The following is a 17,095-nucleotide window of genomic DNA, read 5'->3' as shown; positions in this document are numbered from 1 at the left end:
CATACGAAGAATGGCTCGTAGCGGCCAACAATGACGGCCCATTGCCTTGGTCGCTGCAATTCAAACCGGGCACGCATAGTTAACGAGTGGCCTGTTCAATGCTATACAACTCGTGTTCAGGTCAAACGCACCGTCAACCACCCGAGACTTTCCCCGCCCATGCACGGACGCCCCCTCCTCATCGCCCTATTCCTCACCGGTACTGCCATGGCCGCAGAACCCTCCCGCTACACCTACGACGAAGCCCCCACCGATGGCTTCATGTACGCCGTGCGCTATCAGCAAGCCAAACTGGCCTGTGGTTCGCTGCCCGAAGATCTCGAGGCGGACTATGCTAAAGCGATGCGGCTGACTGGCGAGGCCAGCCCTGCGTTTAAAGCTAGCTATGCACAGCGCTTGGCAACCCAGCCAAAGTGGAGCAAACCGGCGTCGCCTGAAGAACAGGCGCTTGCGTGCGAACAAAGCCAGCACACCTTGCGCGTAACGGTGCAGCTCGCCCGGCAATGGTTTCCCGGTGGCTGGTAGCCACGTGTTTTAACCCATTGATCGGCCCATTGATCGGCATAGGTATCTACACAACGATTGGACCTGACCAATCCAGCGGCGCAGAGCCGTAGGCCCAACGTCCATAGATGCACAGACGTCGGGAACTGAGCAGCTATCAAGAACCATGCTTGCAGCACGTTGCTTGAACTCGCGGGTGTAGGTCTATCGCTCTTGCATGGAACCTCCTGATTGGGCGAATCATATCGCCCTTAAGAGGTGTCCGGGATCATTAGGCCAGTTCAAGCACAGAACCGATACGAATTCCTGTGGTACTACGCGCTCAAGCCACCGTGTTACATCACCTGCTGGACCTGATCCGCTTCAGGCTCTAGCGCATCCACAGTAGCGACATGGTTGGTGATGCCGAAAGGAATGTGCACGGATGGAGCAACTGCGCTAGTCGATTTAAGGTGCCCTGATTGGTCATCGAAAAAGATGTGTGGTTTCAATACACCTAAAATTTTTCCTTTCTCGATGCCGCCTAGGAAGAATGCGTCATTGGCCATGACACCCCAACTCTTGAGTGTATTCATCGCACGCTCATGAGACGGAGCATTGCGGGCTGTGACGATCGAGACGCGTATGCGGTTTTCGTATTCAGGATTGAGCTTTTTGTGCTTCTCCTCGACCGACTGGATTTTGGATATCCGCACCATGAATTCCTTCAGCGGCCCAGGGTTATGGGGCTGCATGACATTCTTCACTTCGTGCGCATGGAATTCAGACAATCCAGAGGCCTGCATGATTGTTTCGGACTCATCGCCAGCGAGCACGCCGTCAAAGTCGAATGCGATGCGTAGGGTTTTATCAGTTTCGTCGTCTTCAAATTTTGAATCGAGAACCTGGCCAGCCGGGTACCCGGCCCTGATAGCCGCTTCCACGTCTTTTTTGTCACCCGACAAAAATAAAGCGATATTCAGTGCTGGTATATATTCATAAGGAGATTTTCCCTGCATGAAAATCGCCCTTGTCATCCCAAGCCCGTAGTGCTCGATAGTCTTCAGTACGCGCAGCCCAGTGTCGGGATCATTGCGCGAAAGAAGTATCACCTCGACGAGCGGATCCGTAGGATCGACGCTCAGGTCATTCACTGACAGTAAACGCTTGATGAAGGGGAACGCTATCCCCTTAGGAAGCGGGACGTGCAGATTGTTTTGCTGAAACTTGCGGTATTCCTCCTCCCCCTGACTCTGAAACACTGCGTCCGATGCCAGCAAATCAAACACAGCGCTGGAAGCGACGCCGATCACTAGGCGATTTTCTAACTCGTAGGGCATTGGAACCTCTCTTGATGCCTTTAAACGCAAATATTGATGGGCATCGAACATGCCGATCGATTTCAGGGCGGATCGAGAAGCACACATCGCGCGCCTCCTCCCACGCACAGTCAGGCATATCAATCTTCAAATCAATCTGCCGGTTGCTTTCATTATGTGAGGATGACTTTGAACCTTGCTGATTGGCGCCGAGTCAGCCGTCACCTGATCGCCGGATTTCGGCCCCAAGCTATTCTCCTGAGCGAAATTGGCATAATATGCCAACATCAAAAGTACCTGTCTGCATAGAACTGGAGCTAGTTATGGCGACGCGAAACGTTGTGCTCACCCCTCACCAGGACCAGGTTATCCATGACTTGGTGCAGTCCGGCCGTTATCAGAATGCCAGCGAAGTGATGCGAGAAGGTTTACGTTTATTGGAGCAGCGCGTCGCCGAAGACACCGCCAAAATTGAGGCACTGCGTCAGGCGACCTCGATCGGTATCATGGATCTTGAGCACGGGCGCTTTACTCAGGTGAACGAGGGTGATCTGGAGCACTACCTCGAGAGCTTGAGCCTGGAGGCAACCCTCCCTGCGAGAGAGAAACACTGAGTATGCCGCAGTATCGGATCTCCAACCCGGCTCGTGCCGACATTGTTGACATCCTCAGGCTCTCCCAGACGCAGTTCGGCGATCAAGCACGCCAGCGCTACCAGGCGCTGATCCTCGCGGCGCTGCAAGCGCTTGCCGACACGCCTTATCGCATTGGCAGCCACGACCGCGATGAACTTGCACCGGGCCTTCGCAGCTATCACCTCATTTATTCACGCCAGCAGGCCAAACACACCCATGGAACGGTCAAAAGCCCACGCCATATAGTGTTCTATCGTGTGACAAACGACGACGTGATCGAGGTCGTCAGACTCCTTCATGACGCCATGGAAGTGCAGTTGCACTTGCCTAACGACTGATCAGCGACCTGGCCCAACGGCTTAACTGGCCGGGAATAGCGAAGTCCGTCGGAGATCGCCATTTGCGATCACTCGCACACTCGGTATGAATGGGGGCAAAAGTGGGGGCAAACAAAAGTGTTATCGACCTGAAAACATTGTCCCAGAGCCTAGTCAAAATGTTTTTTGGCGCCCCTGAGAGCCTTTAGGCTTCGTCTGGCAGGCTGTTTAGCTGAGCATTTCTGGCTTTTCATGGGCATGGAGATCCATTCATTTGCAAGCCCGCCAGTCCCGTTGCCTCACCGAAATCGCCATCAATTTATTCTGGCCCAGCAAATACAACCGCGCCCCGTCAATAAATGGTTCAGGCACCTGATGTTCGATCTGTTCGGCGATTAACTGCGCGCGCAGCCTTTACTGCCAATGCGAAAACCTTGGAGCGCAGGTGCGACACCTTCGGCCAGACCGCATGCACATCAGCGTTACCGAAAAACGACTTGCGACACGAAGCAGACATTAGAGCAGGTAAATAAGCCCGTCGTTTTTCTTCCTTTGGCCTCGTTTTTTGCCAGCAGATTTCAAGTTGCTCACCGAGCACTCCGATAGAATCAGGCAATACTAAAATCGAATCAGGCACAGTTCCCAACCACTCTCCGCCCTAGCATAGCCTGACCTTATATATTCAGGAGTGCGCCCCATGCGTGCAGAAAAAACCATTTTTATCACGGGCGTTAGTAGCGGCTTTGGCCAGGCCCTGGCTAAGGAAGCTCTCGCTCAGGGCCATCGAGTGATCGGCACTGTTCGCAGCGAATCCTCTCTGGCAACGTTCCAAACGCTCTTGCCTGAGAGAGCCCATGGCGTGGTGCTGGACGTTACCCACTTTAATGCCATCGACGCCGTCGTCGTCGCTGTTGAGGATCAGTATGGCCCAGTGGATGTGCTGGTTAACAACGCGGGTTATGGCCACGAAGGGGTTTTCGAGGAGTCGTCGTTGGAGGAAATGCGCCGTCAGTTCGACGTCAATGTATTCGGCGCGGTGGCGATGACCAAGGCGTTTGTGCCCTTTTTCCGCCAGCGACGGGCGGGGCATATCCTCAATATCACGTCCATGGGTGGTTATATCACCATGCCAGGTATTGCTTACTACTGCGGTAGCAAATTTGCCCTGGAGGGCATCTCTGATACGTTGAACAAGGAACTTGCACCCTTCAATATTTTTGTAACGGCCGTGGCGCCGGGGTCTTTCCGAACGGACTGGGCAGGTCGTTCGATGCAGCGTACGCCGCGCAGCATCAGTGACTACGATGCGACCTTCGACCCGGTGCGAAAAGCCCGTGAGGAAAAAAGCGGCCTTCAACTGGGCGACCCGCAGAAAGCCGCACGCGCCATGATGACTATTATCAACAGCCCTAACCCGCCGGCTCAACTGCTGCTGGGCAGTGACGCCCTGGCTCTGGTGCGTGACAAGCTGCACCGGACGGCGGAGAGTATTGAGCAATGGGAAGCGCTTAGCTGTTCCACGGATGGCTGAGCATAACAGTGGAGAACGGGCAATCGATGCCGAAACCCAAGAACCTGAGCACTGCGCGTATGGTGCAGTTGATGGACCAGCTTGCACCGCTGGAGGGTTACAACCTGAGTCCGCTGGATGATGTGCGTTTTCTGCGTTCCAACCGGCCGCTGACGCGCACGCCGGTTTTATATGAACCGGGCATTGTCATCCTCTGTCAGGGGCAGAAACGCGGCTATCTGGGTGATGAAGTTTACATCTATGACGCCCAGCATTATCTGGTGGTGTCAGTGCCAGTGCCTTTTACAATGGAGACCGACGCTAGCGAGGCGGAGCCAATGCTGGCGGTGTACATACGTCTGGATTTCAATCTGGCCGGCGAGCTGATTCAGCAGGTAGATGAGGTATGGAACATCCGCGTGGCTCAGCCTATGGGTATGTACGCCTCGCCCATGGACGAACCGCTGCGCCAGTCGACCCTGCGTTTTCTGGAAGTCATGGGCGACTGCGCCGACGCGCAAATCCTCGGACCAGCAATGTTGCGCGAACTCTACTACCGCATCCTCACTGGCGAACAAGGCGGTACCCTACGCGCGGCTATCGCCCAGCAGGGTCAGTTCGGCAAGGTGACGCGCGCCATTCACAAAATCCACCGCTGTTACCACGAGCATCTGGATGTAGAAATCCTCGCCCAGGAAGCGCAGATGAGCGTGCCTAACTTTCATCTGCATTTTCGCAAGGTGACCGATTCCTCGCCTATGCAGTACCTCAAGTCGACGCGGTTGCATCAAGCGCGATTACTGATGCTGCGTAACGACCTGACAGCGGCCAAGTCGGCATTTCTGGTGGGTTATGAAAGTGCTTCGCAATTTAGCCGCGATTTCAAGCGCCTCTTCGGACGCACGCCAATAGCGGAGGTGGCGCGGATGAAGCAGGCTTATGCGTTGCCGGCACCGACAACCCCGTCGCCCTTCGTGTCATCACACTGAGCTTCAAACAATCCTGTCTTGCCCGTCGCCAGTAGGCGTGGGAACGTGCGGATGGCGTGCCTGCCGACACAACGGGCGAGTGAAGTGTCACATCTGCTGCCGCATAGATAAACACCCATCCAGGATTTGTATATTCAGGTGCCTATCAGAAAAGTTATCGTTCTACGGCGATACATTTGATCTCCACGAGAAGGCCGGGGCGAGCCAGTTCACCGACACCTATGCATGTCCATGCACAAGTACTCCGAGGAAAGACTTTATCCTTCACTCGTCTAAAAATTGGCATGTGGCGGTGCATATCGACGTGATAAGTTGTCATTTCGACGACATCTTCAAATTCGCACCCGCCGGCTTCCAAGACGAGCCGGAGATTGTCCCAAGCTGCCAAAAACTGCTGCTCTGGGTCTTCGATAACTGATAATTCCGGCGTCCGGCCTACCTGACCAGCGCAGTAAAGAGTCTTTCCTACCTTTACAGCTGGTGCATAACCAGCATGCTCGCAGAGCAATCTCATGCCATCTGGAACAATGATCTGACGATCAGTCATGGTTGTGGAGCCCAAAATATAAACGGATACGAAAGCTAACTCACGTGCCAGAACGGCGTCCAATCGGGTCACTGGGACTCAGCCTCATAAAACCGCATTCGCCACTCTAGAAACCCCGGCCAGTAAGCGAACGACAGACCACTAATAAATAAAGACGCGCATTGGCGTAGCTGCTTTCTCGATAGAAATACTAGCCCCGCGGCGAAAGAGCTATCGAGATCCGCCCGTTTAACGCCCTTACTCTGAAATTGACTTGTCGAGAAGGTGGCTCTCGACTGAAGAGGACTTGCGACGGCGAAAAATCCGTACGCCAGGCGACCGTAGCGGTGCTCTAACAATCTCAATCGGTAACCAGGTGAGGGTTATCGGGGAAAGAGCCACTGCGGTAGCGAACGCATTCAATCCCTCTTTGCAGATCACATCAGAAGAGAATTCGCTTTCCTCGCCATTGAAAGTACACACGATTCGCTCATCAAAGGACTTTGAGTAGGGCCGTCTACCCTCCTCATTTCCGCAGGTGTGTTTGATAATCTCACTGCTATCCAGAATGTTTCGATCAGGGAAGTTGAAGTCCGCAATATCCAAGCCACTGGCTCGCGTACCTGGCACTGATCGGCCCGGTCTGCTGAAAGAACCGTCGGCGTTCCTTCGCCATGGCAACAATTGAAGCAGCGCTCGCATCTCCGGCCGGCATGACAGGTTTGTGGTCGATTCCGATAACAGATGAGCGCGGGTTGTATCCGGCTCCTGCACAGGTGATCTGGACTGAGCCTGCAATTGGGATTGGAAATCTGCACTATGGGTCGTTGCCCGCTTCTTGTTTTCTGAAGTCGGTAACACTGATGAAGCTGGCGGTACCGCAGATATATAGGTCATGGGGACGCCTCATATCAGGTCTGGTGTCATGAGTCTCGCCAGCATTCCTGGCGTGGCTGTTCAGTTTTTGCGCTATCAGATCCCGCTGAACCAGTTGTATCCCTGGTCTTCCCAATACCCGCCCGGGTTGTCGTTGCTCACGAAAATCTCGACAACATGCTTGGGGTTTTTGAAGCCCAATTTGGTGGGTACTCGAACCCGCAGCGGATAGCCGTACTCGGGCGGCAACGCGACATCAGCGTAATCCAGCGCCAGCAGTGTCTGTGGGTGCAAGGCCGTCGGCATGTCCAGACTGGAGTAATAGCGATCAGCACATTTGAAACCGACGAATTTCGCTGTGGTATCGGCACCGATGTGTTCCAGAAAGGTTTTGAGCGGTACACCTCCCCATTGTCCTATGGCGCTCCAACCTTCAACACAGATCAAACGGGTGATATCGCTACGTTGCGGCAGTTTGCGCAAGCTTTCGAGTGTCCATGGAGCCTTGTCCCTGACCCGACCGGAGACGGCGAGCGAGTAACTGGCGAGGTCCACTTCAGGGATATCGTCCTGGCCATAGAATGCGTTGAACGGAAATGGCGTAGTGATCTGCGCGCGGGTGAAGGTCGGCGCCAGTTTCTGTCCGCTGAACAGCCATGCCTGGACCCTATCGTTCCAGCGCGACATGGCCCAAAGGACCTTGTCAACCTGATCGCCGTCCTGCAGGTTGCAGCCGGTCAGCATCGACATCGCACCCACGGTCAAGCCGGCACGAAGGAAATGCCGGCGCTGGATATTCTCCAACTCAAGCTGTTGCGCAGGTTCAAGCCTGACGCGCTGAACAGTTCCTTTTCTGGATTCAGTCATGGCCATTTCTCCTGATATCAAGCGACCGCACCCCACCTGAAATCATTGGCAGCAGGGTTTTGGGTACCAGCATTACCAACCCAAGATGAATCACGACGAATGCAGCAATTACCGCCATCGCCGCAAAATGTACGTAGCGAGCGACGTCATAGCCGCCCAGTAGCGCGACCAGCTCTTGAAGTTGAATGGGTTTCCAGATCGCCACACCCGAAATGACGACGAGTGCGCCTGCTGCCAGCACCATCCAGTACATCAGGCGCTGCACAGCGTTATAGACACCCTTTTCATGCACGAGCCGGAAGCGCAAAGCGTCCGTAAAATCACGCTTCAATGCGACAAGCCCAATGGGCAGCAACTCACGTTTGAAATGGCGACTGACGACGCCATACAGCACATAGATTGCGCCGTTGATCAGCAGCAGCCACATGAATGCAAAGTGCCAGGCCAGCGCCCCACCCAACCACCCGCCCACGGTTACCGACACTGGAAACCTGAAGCCGAACAGTGGCGAGGCGTTGTAAATGGCCCAACCGCTCATGAACATGCAGACCATGCAGGCGGCGTTGAGCCAGTGGGTGAGGCGAACCGGCCAGGGATGAAGCTTTTTCTGTCTCACGTGTTTCCCCCTCGAAACCAGCCATGTAGCGGAGCGTTGCCAAGCGGCAGCGCCCCTGCCTTTTCAGGTGATTACATCGGTGGCTGGAAGCCATCCTTGCCAACTGCAATGCCGCGCGCGGTGGTTCCATCTGCGGCGGGGAACACGACAATTTTCGTACCTTTGACCAGTTCATCGGCTTTGCCTGGCTCGACGTAGGCAATTGGCACATCGTCCGGTACGACGATTTGTTTCTCGCCACCCTTGTAGTTGACGGTCAATGTGCGGCCGTCAGCTTTGGACAGTTTCCCCACGGTACCGTTGGTCATGGTGCCTGTGCTGCCATCCGCGTTCTGCCAGCCATAATGACCTTCGCCGCTGCCCTTCAGGCTGGCGTCAAAAACCGTCACCTCCAGCGCCTTCAATGTTCCGTTGGCCTGCGGGATGGCCGCCGAGCCAATGAAGCTGTCGGATTTGATCGATTCGATATTGGCCTTCGATACCCGGTTGATACCGGTCTTGTCAGTCAGTCCGATAGTCTGCTGGGCGCCGGAGCGGACAGTGAATGTCAGCGTATTGTTGCTGACGCTTTCCACCGTGCCACGCAGCGGTTTGATCACCGGCATGTCAGCCGCGGTAGCAATGACGGCAGCACTGAGCATCAACAAACCGAATGTGGTAGACAAGGCGTTTTTTAGTTGCATGGTGACGATTCCTCATGGGGTGATGTGCCGCCATCCTCGACCGCAGACCGGGACGTCACGATGACCGCCGAATGACATTTTTGTCATTCGTCAGCCCTGCCCATGAATGACAGAAATGTAACCGACTGCGCCCGCTCATCCCGTTACACTGCACAGCCGAGATACCGATGTCGCGGGCTGAATCCTGTCATGAAGAGACCCGAGCGCGCCTCACGATGCATATCCTGCTGATCGAAGATGACACCAAAACAGGTGAGTACCTCAAAAAGGGGCTCGGCGAGTCCGGTTACAACGTCGACTGGACCCAGCACGGCGCCGACGGCCTGCACATGGCCTTGCATACGACCTACGATCTGATCGTGCTGGACGTGATGTTGCCCGGGATTGACGGGTTTCAGATCATCGAGCTTTTGCGCGCCAGACAAGACGTCCCCGTGCTGTTCCTGACCGCGCGCGACCAGTTGCAGGACCGCATTCGCGGCCTGGAACTGGGCGCCGATGACTACTTGGTCAAACCTTTTTCGTTTACTGAACTGCTGTTACGCATCCGCACCATCTTGCGTCGCGGTGTCGTGCGCGAAGCCGACCATTTCCACCTCGCCGACCTCGAGCTGGATCTGGTCCGGCGCCGCGTTACACGCCAGCAGCAGGTGATCGTGCTGACCAACAAGGAGTTCGCCCTGCTGCATCTGTTTCTGCGCCGGGCAGGCGATGTGCTGTCCAGGACACAGATCGCTTCGGAAGTCTGGGACATGAATTTTGACAGCGATACCAACGTGGTGGACGTAGCGGTCAAGCGCCTGCGCAGCAAGGTCGATCAGCCCTACCCTATCAAGCTGATCCATACCATTCGCGGTATCGGCTATGTCTGCGAGGTGAGGCCATGCGGTCCCGACGCCAACCCTCTCTGACCCTGCGATCGACCGTGGCGTTTTCCATGGTAGCGATGCTGGCCGTGGCCGGTGCAGGCGTTTATCTGTATCAGACGATGAAAGCCTCGGTATTGGTGTACAGCGATCATGCGGTCATGGGCCGCCTGGAACATTTTCGCAAGCTGCTGCACTACGAACTCGCCATCGAAAAGCTGCGCGACAGCCCGCAGATTTTCAAGAACATGCTCGACAGCGAAGACGACATCTTCATCATTGAAGAGCCCGGACAGCAACCGGTAATCCAGGTAAATCCACTGAACGTCACGTTGCCTGAACTGCCCGTGATCGGCCAGGATACAAAGCTGAGCGTCAGTGACCTGCGTAGCGGCGTGACCGACTCGGGAACAATGCTGCGCGCCGCCTCCGTCGTCACGACGTCGGGGGGACGTGAAGTGCGCCTGACCGCCGCGCACCTCATGGGCAAGGAAATGGCTATGCTCGCGGCGTATCGCGAACGTATCTACCTGGCCGTTGCCCTTGCGTTTCTGGCCACCGCGTTGCTGGGTTACCTGGTACTGCGTCGAGGGCTGCGTCCGTTACGCAAGATGGCCGCGCATGCGGCAGCGATAACACCCGAGCGTCTGCACAGCCGTATGGACAGCTCCGATACGCCGGTTGAACTGCAACAGCTGAGTGACGCCTATAACGCGATGCTCGATCGTCTTGCCCGGGGTTATCAACGATTGACGCAATTTTCCGCTGACCTTGCCCATGAAATCCGCACGCCGGTGGGGTCGCTGATGGGGCATTGCCAGGTCGCCCTTCGCCAGCGCCGCAGCGAGGATGACTATCAGGCACTGATCGCTTCGAACCTTGAAGAGCTCGAACGGATCTCGCGCATCGTCGAAAGCATTCTGTTCCTTGCGCGCGCCGATGAAGCGCACGCACTGGTGGAGCGCCAGCAACTATCGCTGCATGACGAATCGCAGCGCATTGCCGACTATTTTGAAGGCTTGGCTGAAGAGCGGCGAATGACCGTACAGATAACAGGCGATGGAAACGTGCTCGCTGACCCTTTGCTGCTGCGCAGAGCCTTGAGCAACCTGGTGGCAAACGCCGTTCGCTATGCCTACGAGGGCACCGAGATTCAGATCCGGGTGATGGAAACCCCCGGCGGAGCCCGCATTGAAGTGGAGAACCAAGGGCCTGTGCTGAGTGACGAAACCGTGGGCAAACTCTTCGACCGCTTTTACCGCGGCGATGCGTCTCGCCACCAGAACTCTGACTCCTACGGCCTTGGCCTCGCCATCGTCGTGGCAATCATGCAACTGCATGAAGGTCACGTGCGTGTCGAACAGCCAAAGCCCGGGGTTATCTGTTTTTCGCTGTCATTCCCTGGAGCTTGAACGACGTCGGCGGACAGTGCTTGTCGTTCGCTGCCCCCAACTGAAACTCATGCGCGCAGGTCAACTGTCTGAGGGCTTGCCCAGGCTCTGGTGCTCGACCGGCGCATACTTTTCTTCGCCAGCAACGGGTACCCAGTCCTTCAAAGGTGTAAGAAAGTGCAGTTCAAAACGACGTGACAAGAACGCCCATCTTCCGTCCCGACGTTCAAACCTGTCGTGGTACAGCCCGCTGACTTGCACCGGGCCTTTTTCAATGTCGTGAAACAGGCAATCCGCAGCCACCGTACCCACCGCGCTGTCACCCTTAATATCGATCAGCGGGTTGGCCATCCAGTGATGCATATGTGGCATCTGGCGCCAGCTGTTTTGCGCCATCGCGAGGATTTCGTCACGGTTTCCGGCTTGGCCAAAACCCGGTAGATCCAGTGCTGATTCTTCGTGCCAGATACCGCTCAGGAGCGAGGCGTCGATGCGGTCGAAGGCATTGGCGTAGGCGTTTATCAGCGACTCGATGGCGGCGCGACTTTCCAGGGCGTCCAGTCGGGCGGTCAGTTGTTCCATGTTCATGATGGGGTTTCCTGCTGAGGCTTCGCATAAGCGACGAAGGCAGCCCTCCGCGAGGGCTGCGCTACGGTTGAGCACGTGTTCAGATCTGCGACAGGCCGCCGTCGACCATCAGCTCCACACCGTTGACATATTTCGCATCGGCAGATGCAAGGAACAGCGCCGACGAGGCGATTTCTTCAGGTTGGGCCATATACCCCAGCGGAGTGATCTGCTCGACGTGTTGGCGCAGCGCGGCAATGTCGCTCTCGCTCATCTTCAAGCCGTTATCCATCAGAGGCGTGCGGGTGAAGCCAGGGCTCAGGACATTCGCTCGAATCTTGCGACCTTTGAGTTCGTTGGCCCAAGTCCTGGCGAAGGACCGTACTGCGGCCTTGGATGCGTTGTAGAGGCTCAGTCCTTCCATCCCATTGCTGGAACAGATAGAGGCCGTCAACACGATCGACGCACCGTTTTTCAACAATGGCATCAACGTTTGAACGGTAAAAAAAACCCCCTTCACGTTAATGTCGAACATGTTGAAATAAGCCGCCTCGGTGGTCTCGCCCAGCGGGTTCTTTTCGCAAATACCCGCGTTGGCAAACACTGAGTCCAGCTGATCGTCGCGCGCCTCAATTGTAGCTTTGAGTTTATCGAGATCAGCCTGGCTGGCGACATCGGAAATGACCGCTACGACTCTGTCGCCTAGCTTCGCCACCGCCGCCTCTAGCGTGGCTGCAGAACGACCCGTGATGTAAACACGCTTGGCTCCCTCGGCAATCAAACCTTGCGCAATTGCAAACCCGATCCCTGTGGATGCCCCGGTGACGACTGCAACCTGATTAGCGAATTTGCCTGACATATCTGACTCCTCAGTCTCGATTATGTGGCTCGACTGGAACCACAGTGCGGCCATTTTGAGAGGAGTCAGGGGCTGAGCGGCACTGCCATAAATGAACATTGGCCGTTCATTTATGTGAGGCGTAAGGGAAGGTTTGATCGTTTAGATTGGAGTCAGCTGATTCAGAGCATGACCTGCAATCGAGAATATTCTGGAACCGAAGGGTTCCAGGAAGGAGACCTTATGCCTAAGACAAAAGTCGCCCCCCCGGAACCGCGGCGTTGGTTGATGTTCACCATCTTGTTGGTCGGTGCATTTTTACCGCCGCTGGATTTTTTCATCGTCAACGTAGCGCTGCCTTCAATTCAGCAATCGCTAGGCACGGCCTCCTCCGCCGAACAGTTGATCATCTCCTCGTATGCGGCGCTTTATGCCGTGACACTGATTACCGGTGGACGGCTGGGTGACATCTATGGCCGCATGAGAATGTTCTTCGTTGGTCTGGTTGGCTTTGCCGTTGCCTCACTGATCTGCGGTGTAGCCGAGTCACCCTGGGTGTTGATCGCCGGACGTTCGCTGCAAGGCGTGACGGCAGCCATCATGGCACCTCAGGCACTCGCATCAGTGCAGGCGATATTCCCCGACTCCGAAAAGCCCTTGGCACTGAGCCTGTATGGCGCGGTCTTTGGTCTGGCTTCGGTAGTCGGCCAGGCACTTGGCGGAATATTGATATCGCTCAACCTGATGAACCTGGGCTGGCGGGCGATATTTCTGGTGAATTTACCGATTTCGTTACTGGTCATCCTTGTCGCCATTCCAGTGGTCAAGGAAACCCACGCACCACAGACAAGCAAGCTGGATCTGGGCGGAACGCTATTGTCGATGGTGACGCTTGCGGCTCTGATCATTCCTCTGATCGAGGGGCGTGAATCGGGTTGGCCTTTGTGGGCCTGGCTGTCGCTTGCAGCGGTGCCGCTGCTGGCCTGGCTGTTCTGGCGCTACGAAGCCCGCCTGCATCAAGCGCAAGGTGCTCCGTTGCTGAATCCTGCCGCACTGCGCGCGCCCGGTCTTGCCCGGGCACTGCTCGTCGCCCTCACCTTTTACGCGATCGGCGTGTTTTTCCTGCTGCTTTCCATTTATCTACAGGGAGCGCTGCACACGAGCCCACTCAATGCAGGCCTCGTCTTCCTTCCTTTCGGCGCGGGATTTTTGCTGGGACCGCTTTCCACCCCTCAGTTCAGGCGTTTTCTGGGGGCATACGTCAATCCCGTCGGAATGGGGCTTGAAGTGTTGGGATTTGTGCTCTTGGCCTGGCTCGTGGCGCACACGCCGATGTCCGCCAGCCCCGCTGCGCTGCCCCTTGCCGTCATTCTGTTTCTGATCGGTTTCGGACAAGGATTAGCCCTTCCGACATTGATGCGCATGATCACAGGACGTGTGGCACCCGCATACTCCGGCATGATTGCAGGCATTACCAGCTCCACCCTGCAAATCAGCACGTCACTGAGCGTGGCAATAATAGGCGGCATTTTCTACACCCTTCTAGGCACGGATACGGACGCGGCTGCCATCACCCACGCTTTCACCGTCTCCATACTCTGCATCGCAGCATGCCTGGCGGTAGGCGCGGGATTGAGCCTTACCCTGACGCGCCAACCTGCTACTGATCCGCAAACGGCGGCCATGCACCCAGCAGAGTGAGTCAACCGCATGCCTGATTGCCGATCATGATGGAAGCAAGATCGGCAAGAGCACGAAGGCTGTCCATCTGGCGCATGTCCTGGTGGTAGCCCATCCATATGTCGCGACCCGGTGGCGGCTCGTGCGGATCAATCAACCGCAGCGCCGTTAATTGGTCACCCAAGGCGCGGGGCAATACGGCAACGCCCTGCCCCTGCGTGCACATTTGCGCCTGGACTGTGCGGCTGCTACTGGTGAACACGGTACGCGCCAGAGGGTAACGCTGCTGCAGCCACTGCACATCGGGATAATGAGACTGGGCAACACTCATGGTAATCAAACCAACCCCCTCGCCCTGTGGCTCGGGATCAGCAGATCCGACGGCCGTGTATAACCCATAGCTCAGGGAGATCAGCTTGCGGTGAACAATATCGGGTTCGGTGAAAGGGACGATTCGAAACGCGATATCGGCGTCGCGACGAGCCAGGTCAAACAATCGATGCCCGGCGATAACCTCAGGCACAATCAGAGGGTAACGTCGCCCCAGTTCACTGAGGACGGGGGCCAGCACATAACAGGCAAACCAGTCAGCGCAAGAAATGCGCAACACACCTTCTGGCTGGGCGCTGTCGCCCGCCAGGCGCCTTTCGATGGCCAACGCACTCTGCTCCATTTCCTGCGCTAGGCTGAGCAGCTTCTCTCCGCTGTCGGTCAGTACCAAACCTTGGGTGGTACGCAGGAAAATGGGCTGGCCACTGGACTGCTCAAGCACCTGCAAGCGCCGCCCCACGGTCGGATGGCTAACACCCAACAGCTTGGCGGCAGCGCCCAATGACCCACTGCGGGCAATCGCGAGAAAGATCCGCACATCACTCCAGTCCATACTCTACCCCGTACAAAAATGAACAGTGAGAGTGCAGTAATGGCAGTGCCGTAGCAATCCCAGGCTCGACATACTTCTCTGCATACACCTTCGTCGAAACACCAACCGAGGGACTGCAAATGAAGATTGGCTTTATCGGTGTGGGAAGCATGACCAGAGCGATCATTCCGTTGCTCATCCGGGCCGGCCATCACGTATCGGCATGGAACCGTAGTCACGCTGCGATTATGGATCTCGAAGGAGTAAGCGTTCTCGAATCCCCGTCCTCGGCCTTTCAGCAAGAGGTCGTCATCAGCCTGCTGGCCGATGATGCCGCCGTCAGGGAAGTGCTGCTGTCCAGCGCTGCTCTGGAAAATGCAGACAAGGCCTGCGTGCATGTCGTGATGTCGACTTTGTCGCCTTCACTCATGGTCGAGTTGCAGGGCATGCATGATGCAATCGGCATGGCATTGGTCGCGGCACCGGTTTTCGGCGTGCCCGCCGTGGCCGCGAGCGGCGAGTTGAACATCCTGGCGGCCGGATCGCAGCTAGCTGTCTCGACGGTTCAACCGCTGTTTGACCTGCTCGGGAAAAAAACCTGGTATCTGGGCGATCAGCCTGAACACGCGTGTATCGCGAAAATCGCCGGCAACATGATGATCACTCAAGCCATCCAGTCGCTGGGCGAAGCAAGCGGACTCGTTCAACGCCACGGACTGACCCCTTCGATTTTCGTCAACCTCATGACCCAGACCCTGTTCGCCTGCCCCAGTTATCAACGGTATGGGCAGAACATCGCCAACAACAGCTTTGAACCGGGTTTCAAACTGTCTCTTGGCCTCAAGGATATAAATCTGGCTATTGATGCGGGCCGTCTCAAGGACCTGGAACTGCCTGCTGCGGATGCAGTGCGATCGAAAATGACGTCGGCAGTAGCCCGGGGAGACGGGCACAAGGACTGGTCGGTCTTCGCTACACAGACACTTACCCAATCAGCCGTTCATGCCCAGCAACCCTGGCGAAGCGCACCGATAAAACGTACGCGGCGTGGCAACTTCTGGGTGACCGGCGCCCGTGTTACCCAGAACGGTAAAAATTTCCAGAAGGGTCCGATGTACGTAGCCTGGGAATCCCCTGAGCACATCACTCAAGCCTATCCCGTGGTGCTGGTGCACGGCGGCACGCTGCAGGGCACCGAATGGCTGGATACACCCGATGGTCGCCCGGGATGGGCGCAGCGGTTCCTCGAAGCGGGCTTCGTAGTCTTTCGCGTCGACAGACCCGGCCACGGGCGATCGCCGTATCACCCCGACATCATGGGACCGATGGGGCCAGCGTTCTCCTATGAACGCGCCCGCGAAGTTTACTTTCCAGAGGGAGGTGGAGAAACGCAGTGGCCGTTTGAGTCGGATGACGAAGCAGCGTTTGACGCCTTCATTGCAGCTTACGGCCCCATGCCGGCTGACCTTGCGGCCTCGCAGACCCTGGACGCGGACCGACTGGCCAAACTGCTCGACAGAATCGGTAAGGCCATCATCGTTACGCATTCCGCTTCCGGGCCCAGTGGCTGGTTGGTCGCCGATCGTCGACCCGACCTGATCGCAGGGATTGTGGCAGTGGAGCCTATGGGGCCGGTATTTGGCCATACGCCGGGTATAGGCAGCCTCGAATGGGGACTGACCGCCGCCCCTTTGACCTTTGATCCGCCTCGCGAGACGGCGGAGCAAGTCCGCACAGCAGAACCATCAACCCTGAAAATTCCCGGATTGCAGGGCGTTCCGGTAGCGCTGATGACAGGTGAGACATCAGCGTTTGCTTCTTACGCATCCAGCATTGTCCCTTTCCTGCGAAATGCCGGTGCCAACATTCACCACCTGGATCTACCGGCACTGGGTATTCACGGCAACGGCCACGGATTGATCTATGAACGCAATTCAGACTCGGCTTTCAAGGTAGTCATGCAGTGGCTGGAGGAATCGTTGAACATGCCCGATCCCGCGTAAAGCGCCTGCTCAGGTTCTCCGTCCAATCATGGAAGGACCAAGGAAGGGTACAGACAAGCCCCTTAGA

17 protein-coding genes and 1 pseudogene are annotated in these 17,095 nt (G+C 56.4%); 9 read left to right on the top strand and 9 right to left on the bottom strand.

Annotation, left to right across the window (positions count from 1 at the left end; all coding sequences use genetic code 11):
- Positions 1-207: 207 nt before the first annotated feature.
- Positions 208-525, top strand: a complete 318-nt coding sequence (locus HU722_RS14270) for a hypothetical protein (RefSeq protein WP_057010989.1) — start codon at positions 208-210, stop codon at positions 523-525.
- A gap of 9 nt (positions 526-534) precedes the next feature.
- Here HU722_RS14270 and HU722_RS14265 read toward each other — a convergent pair.
- Positions 535-693: pseudogene (locus tag HU722_RS14265) on the bottom strand (hypothetical protein); the annotation flags it as partial.
- Between the two features lie 146 nt (positions 694-839).
- Positions 840-1,823 (bottom strand): 5'-nucleotidase, encoded by a 984-nt coding sequence (locus HU722_RS14260; RefSeq protein ID WP_065873165.1) that lies wholly within the window; start codon positions 1,821-1,823, stop codon positions 840-842.
- A gap of 302 nt (positions 1,824-2,125) precedes the next feature.
- Between HU722_RS14260 and HU722_RS14255 the strand changes: the two genes are divergently transcribed.
- The 4 genes from HU722_RS14255 to HU722_RS14240 all read left to right on the top strand — a co-directional run bounded on the left by HU722_RS14255 (position 2,126) and on the right by HU722_RS14240 (position 5,253).
- Positions 2,126-2,416, top strand: a complete 291-nt coding sequence (locus HU722_RS14255) for a type II toxin-antitoxin system ParD family antitoxin (RefSeq protein ID WP_057010991.1) — start codon at positions 2,126-2,128, stop codon at positions 2,414-2,416.
- Between the two features lie 2 nt (positions 2,417-2,418).
- Positions 2,419-2,775 (top strand): type II toxin-antitoxin system RelE/ParE family toxin, encoded by a 357-nt coding sequence (locus HU722_RS14250; RefSeq protein WP_065873166.1) that lies wholly within the window; start codon positions 2,419-2,421, stop codon positions 2,773-2,775.
- Positions 2,776-3,451: 676 nt separating this feature from the next.
- Positions 3,452-4,285: an oxidoreductase gene (locus tag HU722_RS14245; protein WP_065873167.1), complete on the top strand. Its 834-nt coding sequence runs from the start codon at positions 3,452-3,454 to the stop codon at positions 4,283-4,285.
- Positions 4,286-4,311: 26 nt separating this feature from the next.
- Complete coding sequence (locus HU722_RS14240; RefSeq protein ID WP_065873168.1) at positions 4,312-5,253, top strand: AraC family transcriptional regulator; 942 nt, start codon at positions 4,312-4,314, stop codon at positions 5,251-5,253.
- Between the two features lie 154 nt (positions 5,254-5,407).
- On the opposite strand, the gene HU722_RS14235 is transcribed toward HU722_RS14240, so the two are convergent.
- The 4 genes from HU722_RS14235 to HU722_RS14220 all read right to left on the bottom strand — a co-directional run bounded on the left by HU722_RS14235 (position 5,408) and on the right by HU722_RS14220 (position 8,821).
- The gene (locus tag HU722_RS14235) at positions 5,408-5,800 is read right to left on the bottom strand and encodes a RidA family protein (RefSeq protein ID WP_056860328.1); all 393 of its coding nucleotides are present in this window, start codon (positions 5,798-5,800) and stop codon (positions 5,408-5,410) included.
- Between the two features lie 951 nt (positions 5,801-6,751).
- On the bottom strand, positions 6,752-7,522 hold the full coding sequence (locus HU722_RS14230) for a molybdopterin-dependent oxidoreductase (RefSeq protein WP_056859946.1): 771 nt from the start codon (positions 7,520-7,522) through the stop codon (positions 6,752-6,754).
- On the bottom strand, positions 7,515-8,138 hold the full coding sequence (locus tag HU722_RS14225; RefSeq protein WP_056859945.1) for a cytochrome b/b6 domain-containing protein: 624 nt from the start codon (positions 8,136-8,138) through the stop codon (positions 7,515-7,517). Before HU722_RS14225 ends, HU722_RS14230 begins: the two co-directional genes overlap by 8 nt.
- Before the next feature lie 71 nt (positions 8,139-8,209).
- Positions 8,210-8,821, bottom strand: a complete 612-nt coding sequence (locus HU722_RS14220; protein WP_056859944.1) for a hypothetical protein — start codon at positions 8,819-8,821, stop codon at positions 8,210-8,212.
- A 215-nt stretch (positions 8,822-9,036) separates the two neighbouring features.
- On the opposite strand from HU722_RS14220, the gene HU722_RS14215 reads away from it, so the two are divergent.
- Both HU722_RS14215 and HU722_RS14210 read left to right on the top strand, forming a co-directional pair.
- The gene (locus HU722_RS14215; RefSeq protein WP_056859943.1) at positions 9,037-9,732 is read left to right on the top strand and encodes a heavy metal response regulator transcription factor; all 696 of its coding nucleotides are present in this window, start codon (positions 9,037-9,039) and stop codon (positions 9,730-9,732) included.
- Positions 9,705-11,099, top strand: a complete 1,395-nt coding sequence (locus HU722_RS14210; RefSeq protein ID WP_065873171.1) for a heavy metal sensor histidine kinase — start codon at positions 9,705-9,707, stop codon at positions 11,097-11,099. Before HU722_RS14215 ends, HU722_RS14210 begins: the two co-directional genes overlap by 28 nt.
- A gap of 60 nt (positions 11,100-11,159) precedes the next feature.
- Here HU722_RS14210 and HU722_RS14205 read toward each other — a convergent pair whose 3' ends face one another.
- Positions 11,160-11,666, bottom strand: a complete 507-nt coding sequence (locus HU722_RS14205) for a nuclear transport factor 2 family protein (protein WP_083207141.1) — start codon at positions 11,664-11,666, stop codon at positions 11,160-11,162.
- 79 nt (positions 11,667-11,745) lie between these two features.
- Complete coding sequence (locus tag HU722_RS14200) at positions 11,746-12,504, bottom strand: SDR family oxidoreductase (RefSeq protein ID WP_056860326.1); 759 nt, start codon at positions 12,502-12,504, stop codon at positions 11,746-11,748.
- A 222-nt stretch (positions 12,505-12,726) separates the two neighbouring features.
- Between HU722_RS14200 and HU722_RS14195 the strand changes: the two genes are divergently transcribed.
- Positions 12,727-14,184 carry an MFS transporter gene (locus HU722_RS14195; protein ID WP_065873172.1) on the top strand — a complete coding sequence of 486 codons (1,458 nt, stop codon included), beginning with the start codon at positions 12,727-12,729 and terminating at the stop codon, positions 14,182-14,184.
- Between the two features lies 1 nt (position 14,185).
- Here HU722_RS14195 and HU722_RS14190 read toward each other — a convergent pair whose 3' ends face one another.
- Complete coding sequence (locus HU722_RS14190) at positions 14,186-15,046, bottom strand: LysR family transcriptional regulator (protein ID WP_065873173.1); 861 nt, start codon at positions 15,044-15,046, stop codon at positions 14,186-14,188.
- Between the two features lie 119 nt (positions 15,047-15,165).
- Between HU722_RS14190 and HU722_RS28845 the strand changes: the two genes are divergently transcribed.
- Positions 15,166-17,028, top strand: coding sequence for an NAD(P)-binding domain-containing protein (locus tag HU722_RS28845; RefSeq protein ID WP_225930618.1), 1,863 nt, complete (start codon positions 15,166-15,168; stop codon positions 17,026-17,028).
- The last annotated feature ends 67 nt before the right edge of the window (positions 17,029-17,095 follow it).

The sequence above is a fragment of the Pseudomonas tritici genome, from assembly GCF_014268275.3.
In the GTDB taxonomy this organism is placed as follows: domain Bacteria; phylum Pseudomonadota; class Gammaproteobacteria; order Pseudomonadales; family Pseudomonadaceae; genus Aquipseudomonas; species Aquipseudomonas tritici.
The sequence above is the reverse complement of the archived record's forward strand: the minus strand, read 5'-3'. Positions and strand labels throughout refer to the sequence as shown.

Bases quoted from the DNA above. Each gene is read 5' to 3' on its own strand.
- HU722_RS14195 (WP_065873172.1), top strand. From the start codon at position 12,727: ATGCCTAAGACAAAAGTCGCCCCCCCGGAACCGCGGCGTTGGTTGATG.
- HU722_RS14270 (WP_057010989.1), top strand. From the start codon at position 208: ATGGCCGCAGAACCCTCCCGCTACACCTACGACGAAGCCCCCACCGAT.
- HU722_RS14255 (WP_057010991.1), top strand. From the start codon at position 2,126: ATGGCGACGCGAAACGTTGTGCTCACCCCTCACCAGGACCAGGTTATC.
- HU722_RS14230 (WP_056859946.1), bottom strand. From the start codon at position 7,522: ATGACTGAATCCAGAAAAGGAACTGTTCAGCGCGTCAGGCTTGAACCT.
- HU722_RS14200 (WP_056860326.1), bottom strand. From the start codon at position 12,504: ATGTCAGGCAAATTCGCTAATCAGGTTGCAGTCGTCACCGGGGCATCC.
- HU722_RS14245 (WP_065873167.1), top strand. From the start codon at position 3,452: ATGCGTGCAGAAAAAACCATTTTTATCACGGGCGTTAGTAGCGGCTTT.
- HU722_RS14210 (WP_065873171.1), top strand. From the start codon at position 9,705: ATGCGGTCCCGACGCCAACCCTCTCTGACCCTGCGATCGACCGTGGCG.
- HU722_RS14205 (WP_083207141.1), bottom strand. From the start codon at position 11,666: ATGAACATGGAACAACTGACCGCCCGACTGGACGCCCTGGAAAGTCGC.
- HU722_RS14220 (WP_056859944.1), bottom strand. From the start codon at position 8,821: ATGCAACTAAAAAACGCCTTGTCTACCACATTCGGTTTGTTGATGCTC.
- HU722_RS14240 (WP_065873168.1), top strand. From the start codon at position 4,312: ATGCCGAAACCCAAGAACCTGAGCACTGCGCGTATGGTGCAGTTGATG.
- HU722_RS14215 (WP_056859943.1), top strand. From the start codon at position 9,037: ATGCATATCCTGCTGATCGAAGATGACACCAAAACAGGTGAGTACCTC.
- HU722_RS14250 (WP_065873166.1), top strand. From the start codon at position 2,419: ATGCCGCAGTATCGGATCTCCAACCCGGCTCGTGCCGACATTGTTGAC.
- HU722_RS14235 (WP_056860328.1), bottom strand. From the start codon at position 5,800: ATGACTGATCGTCAGATCATTGTTCCAGATGGCATGAGATTGCTCTGC.
- HU722_RS28845 (WP_225930618.1), top strand. From the start codon at position 15,166: ATGAAGATTGGCTTTATCGGTGTGGGAAGCATGACCAGAGCGATCATT.
- HU722_RS14260 (WP_065873165.1), bottom strand. From the start codon at position 1,823: ATGCCCTACGAGTTAGAAAATCGCCTAGTGATCGGCGTCGCTTCCAGC.
- HU722_RS14190 (WP_065873173.1), bottom strand. From the start codon at position 15,046: ATGGACTGGAGTGATGTGCGGATCTTTCTCGCGATTGCCCGCAGTGGG.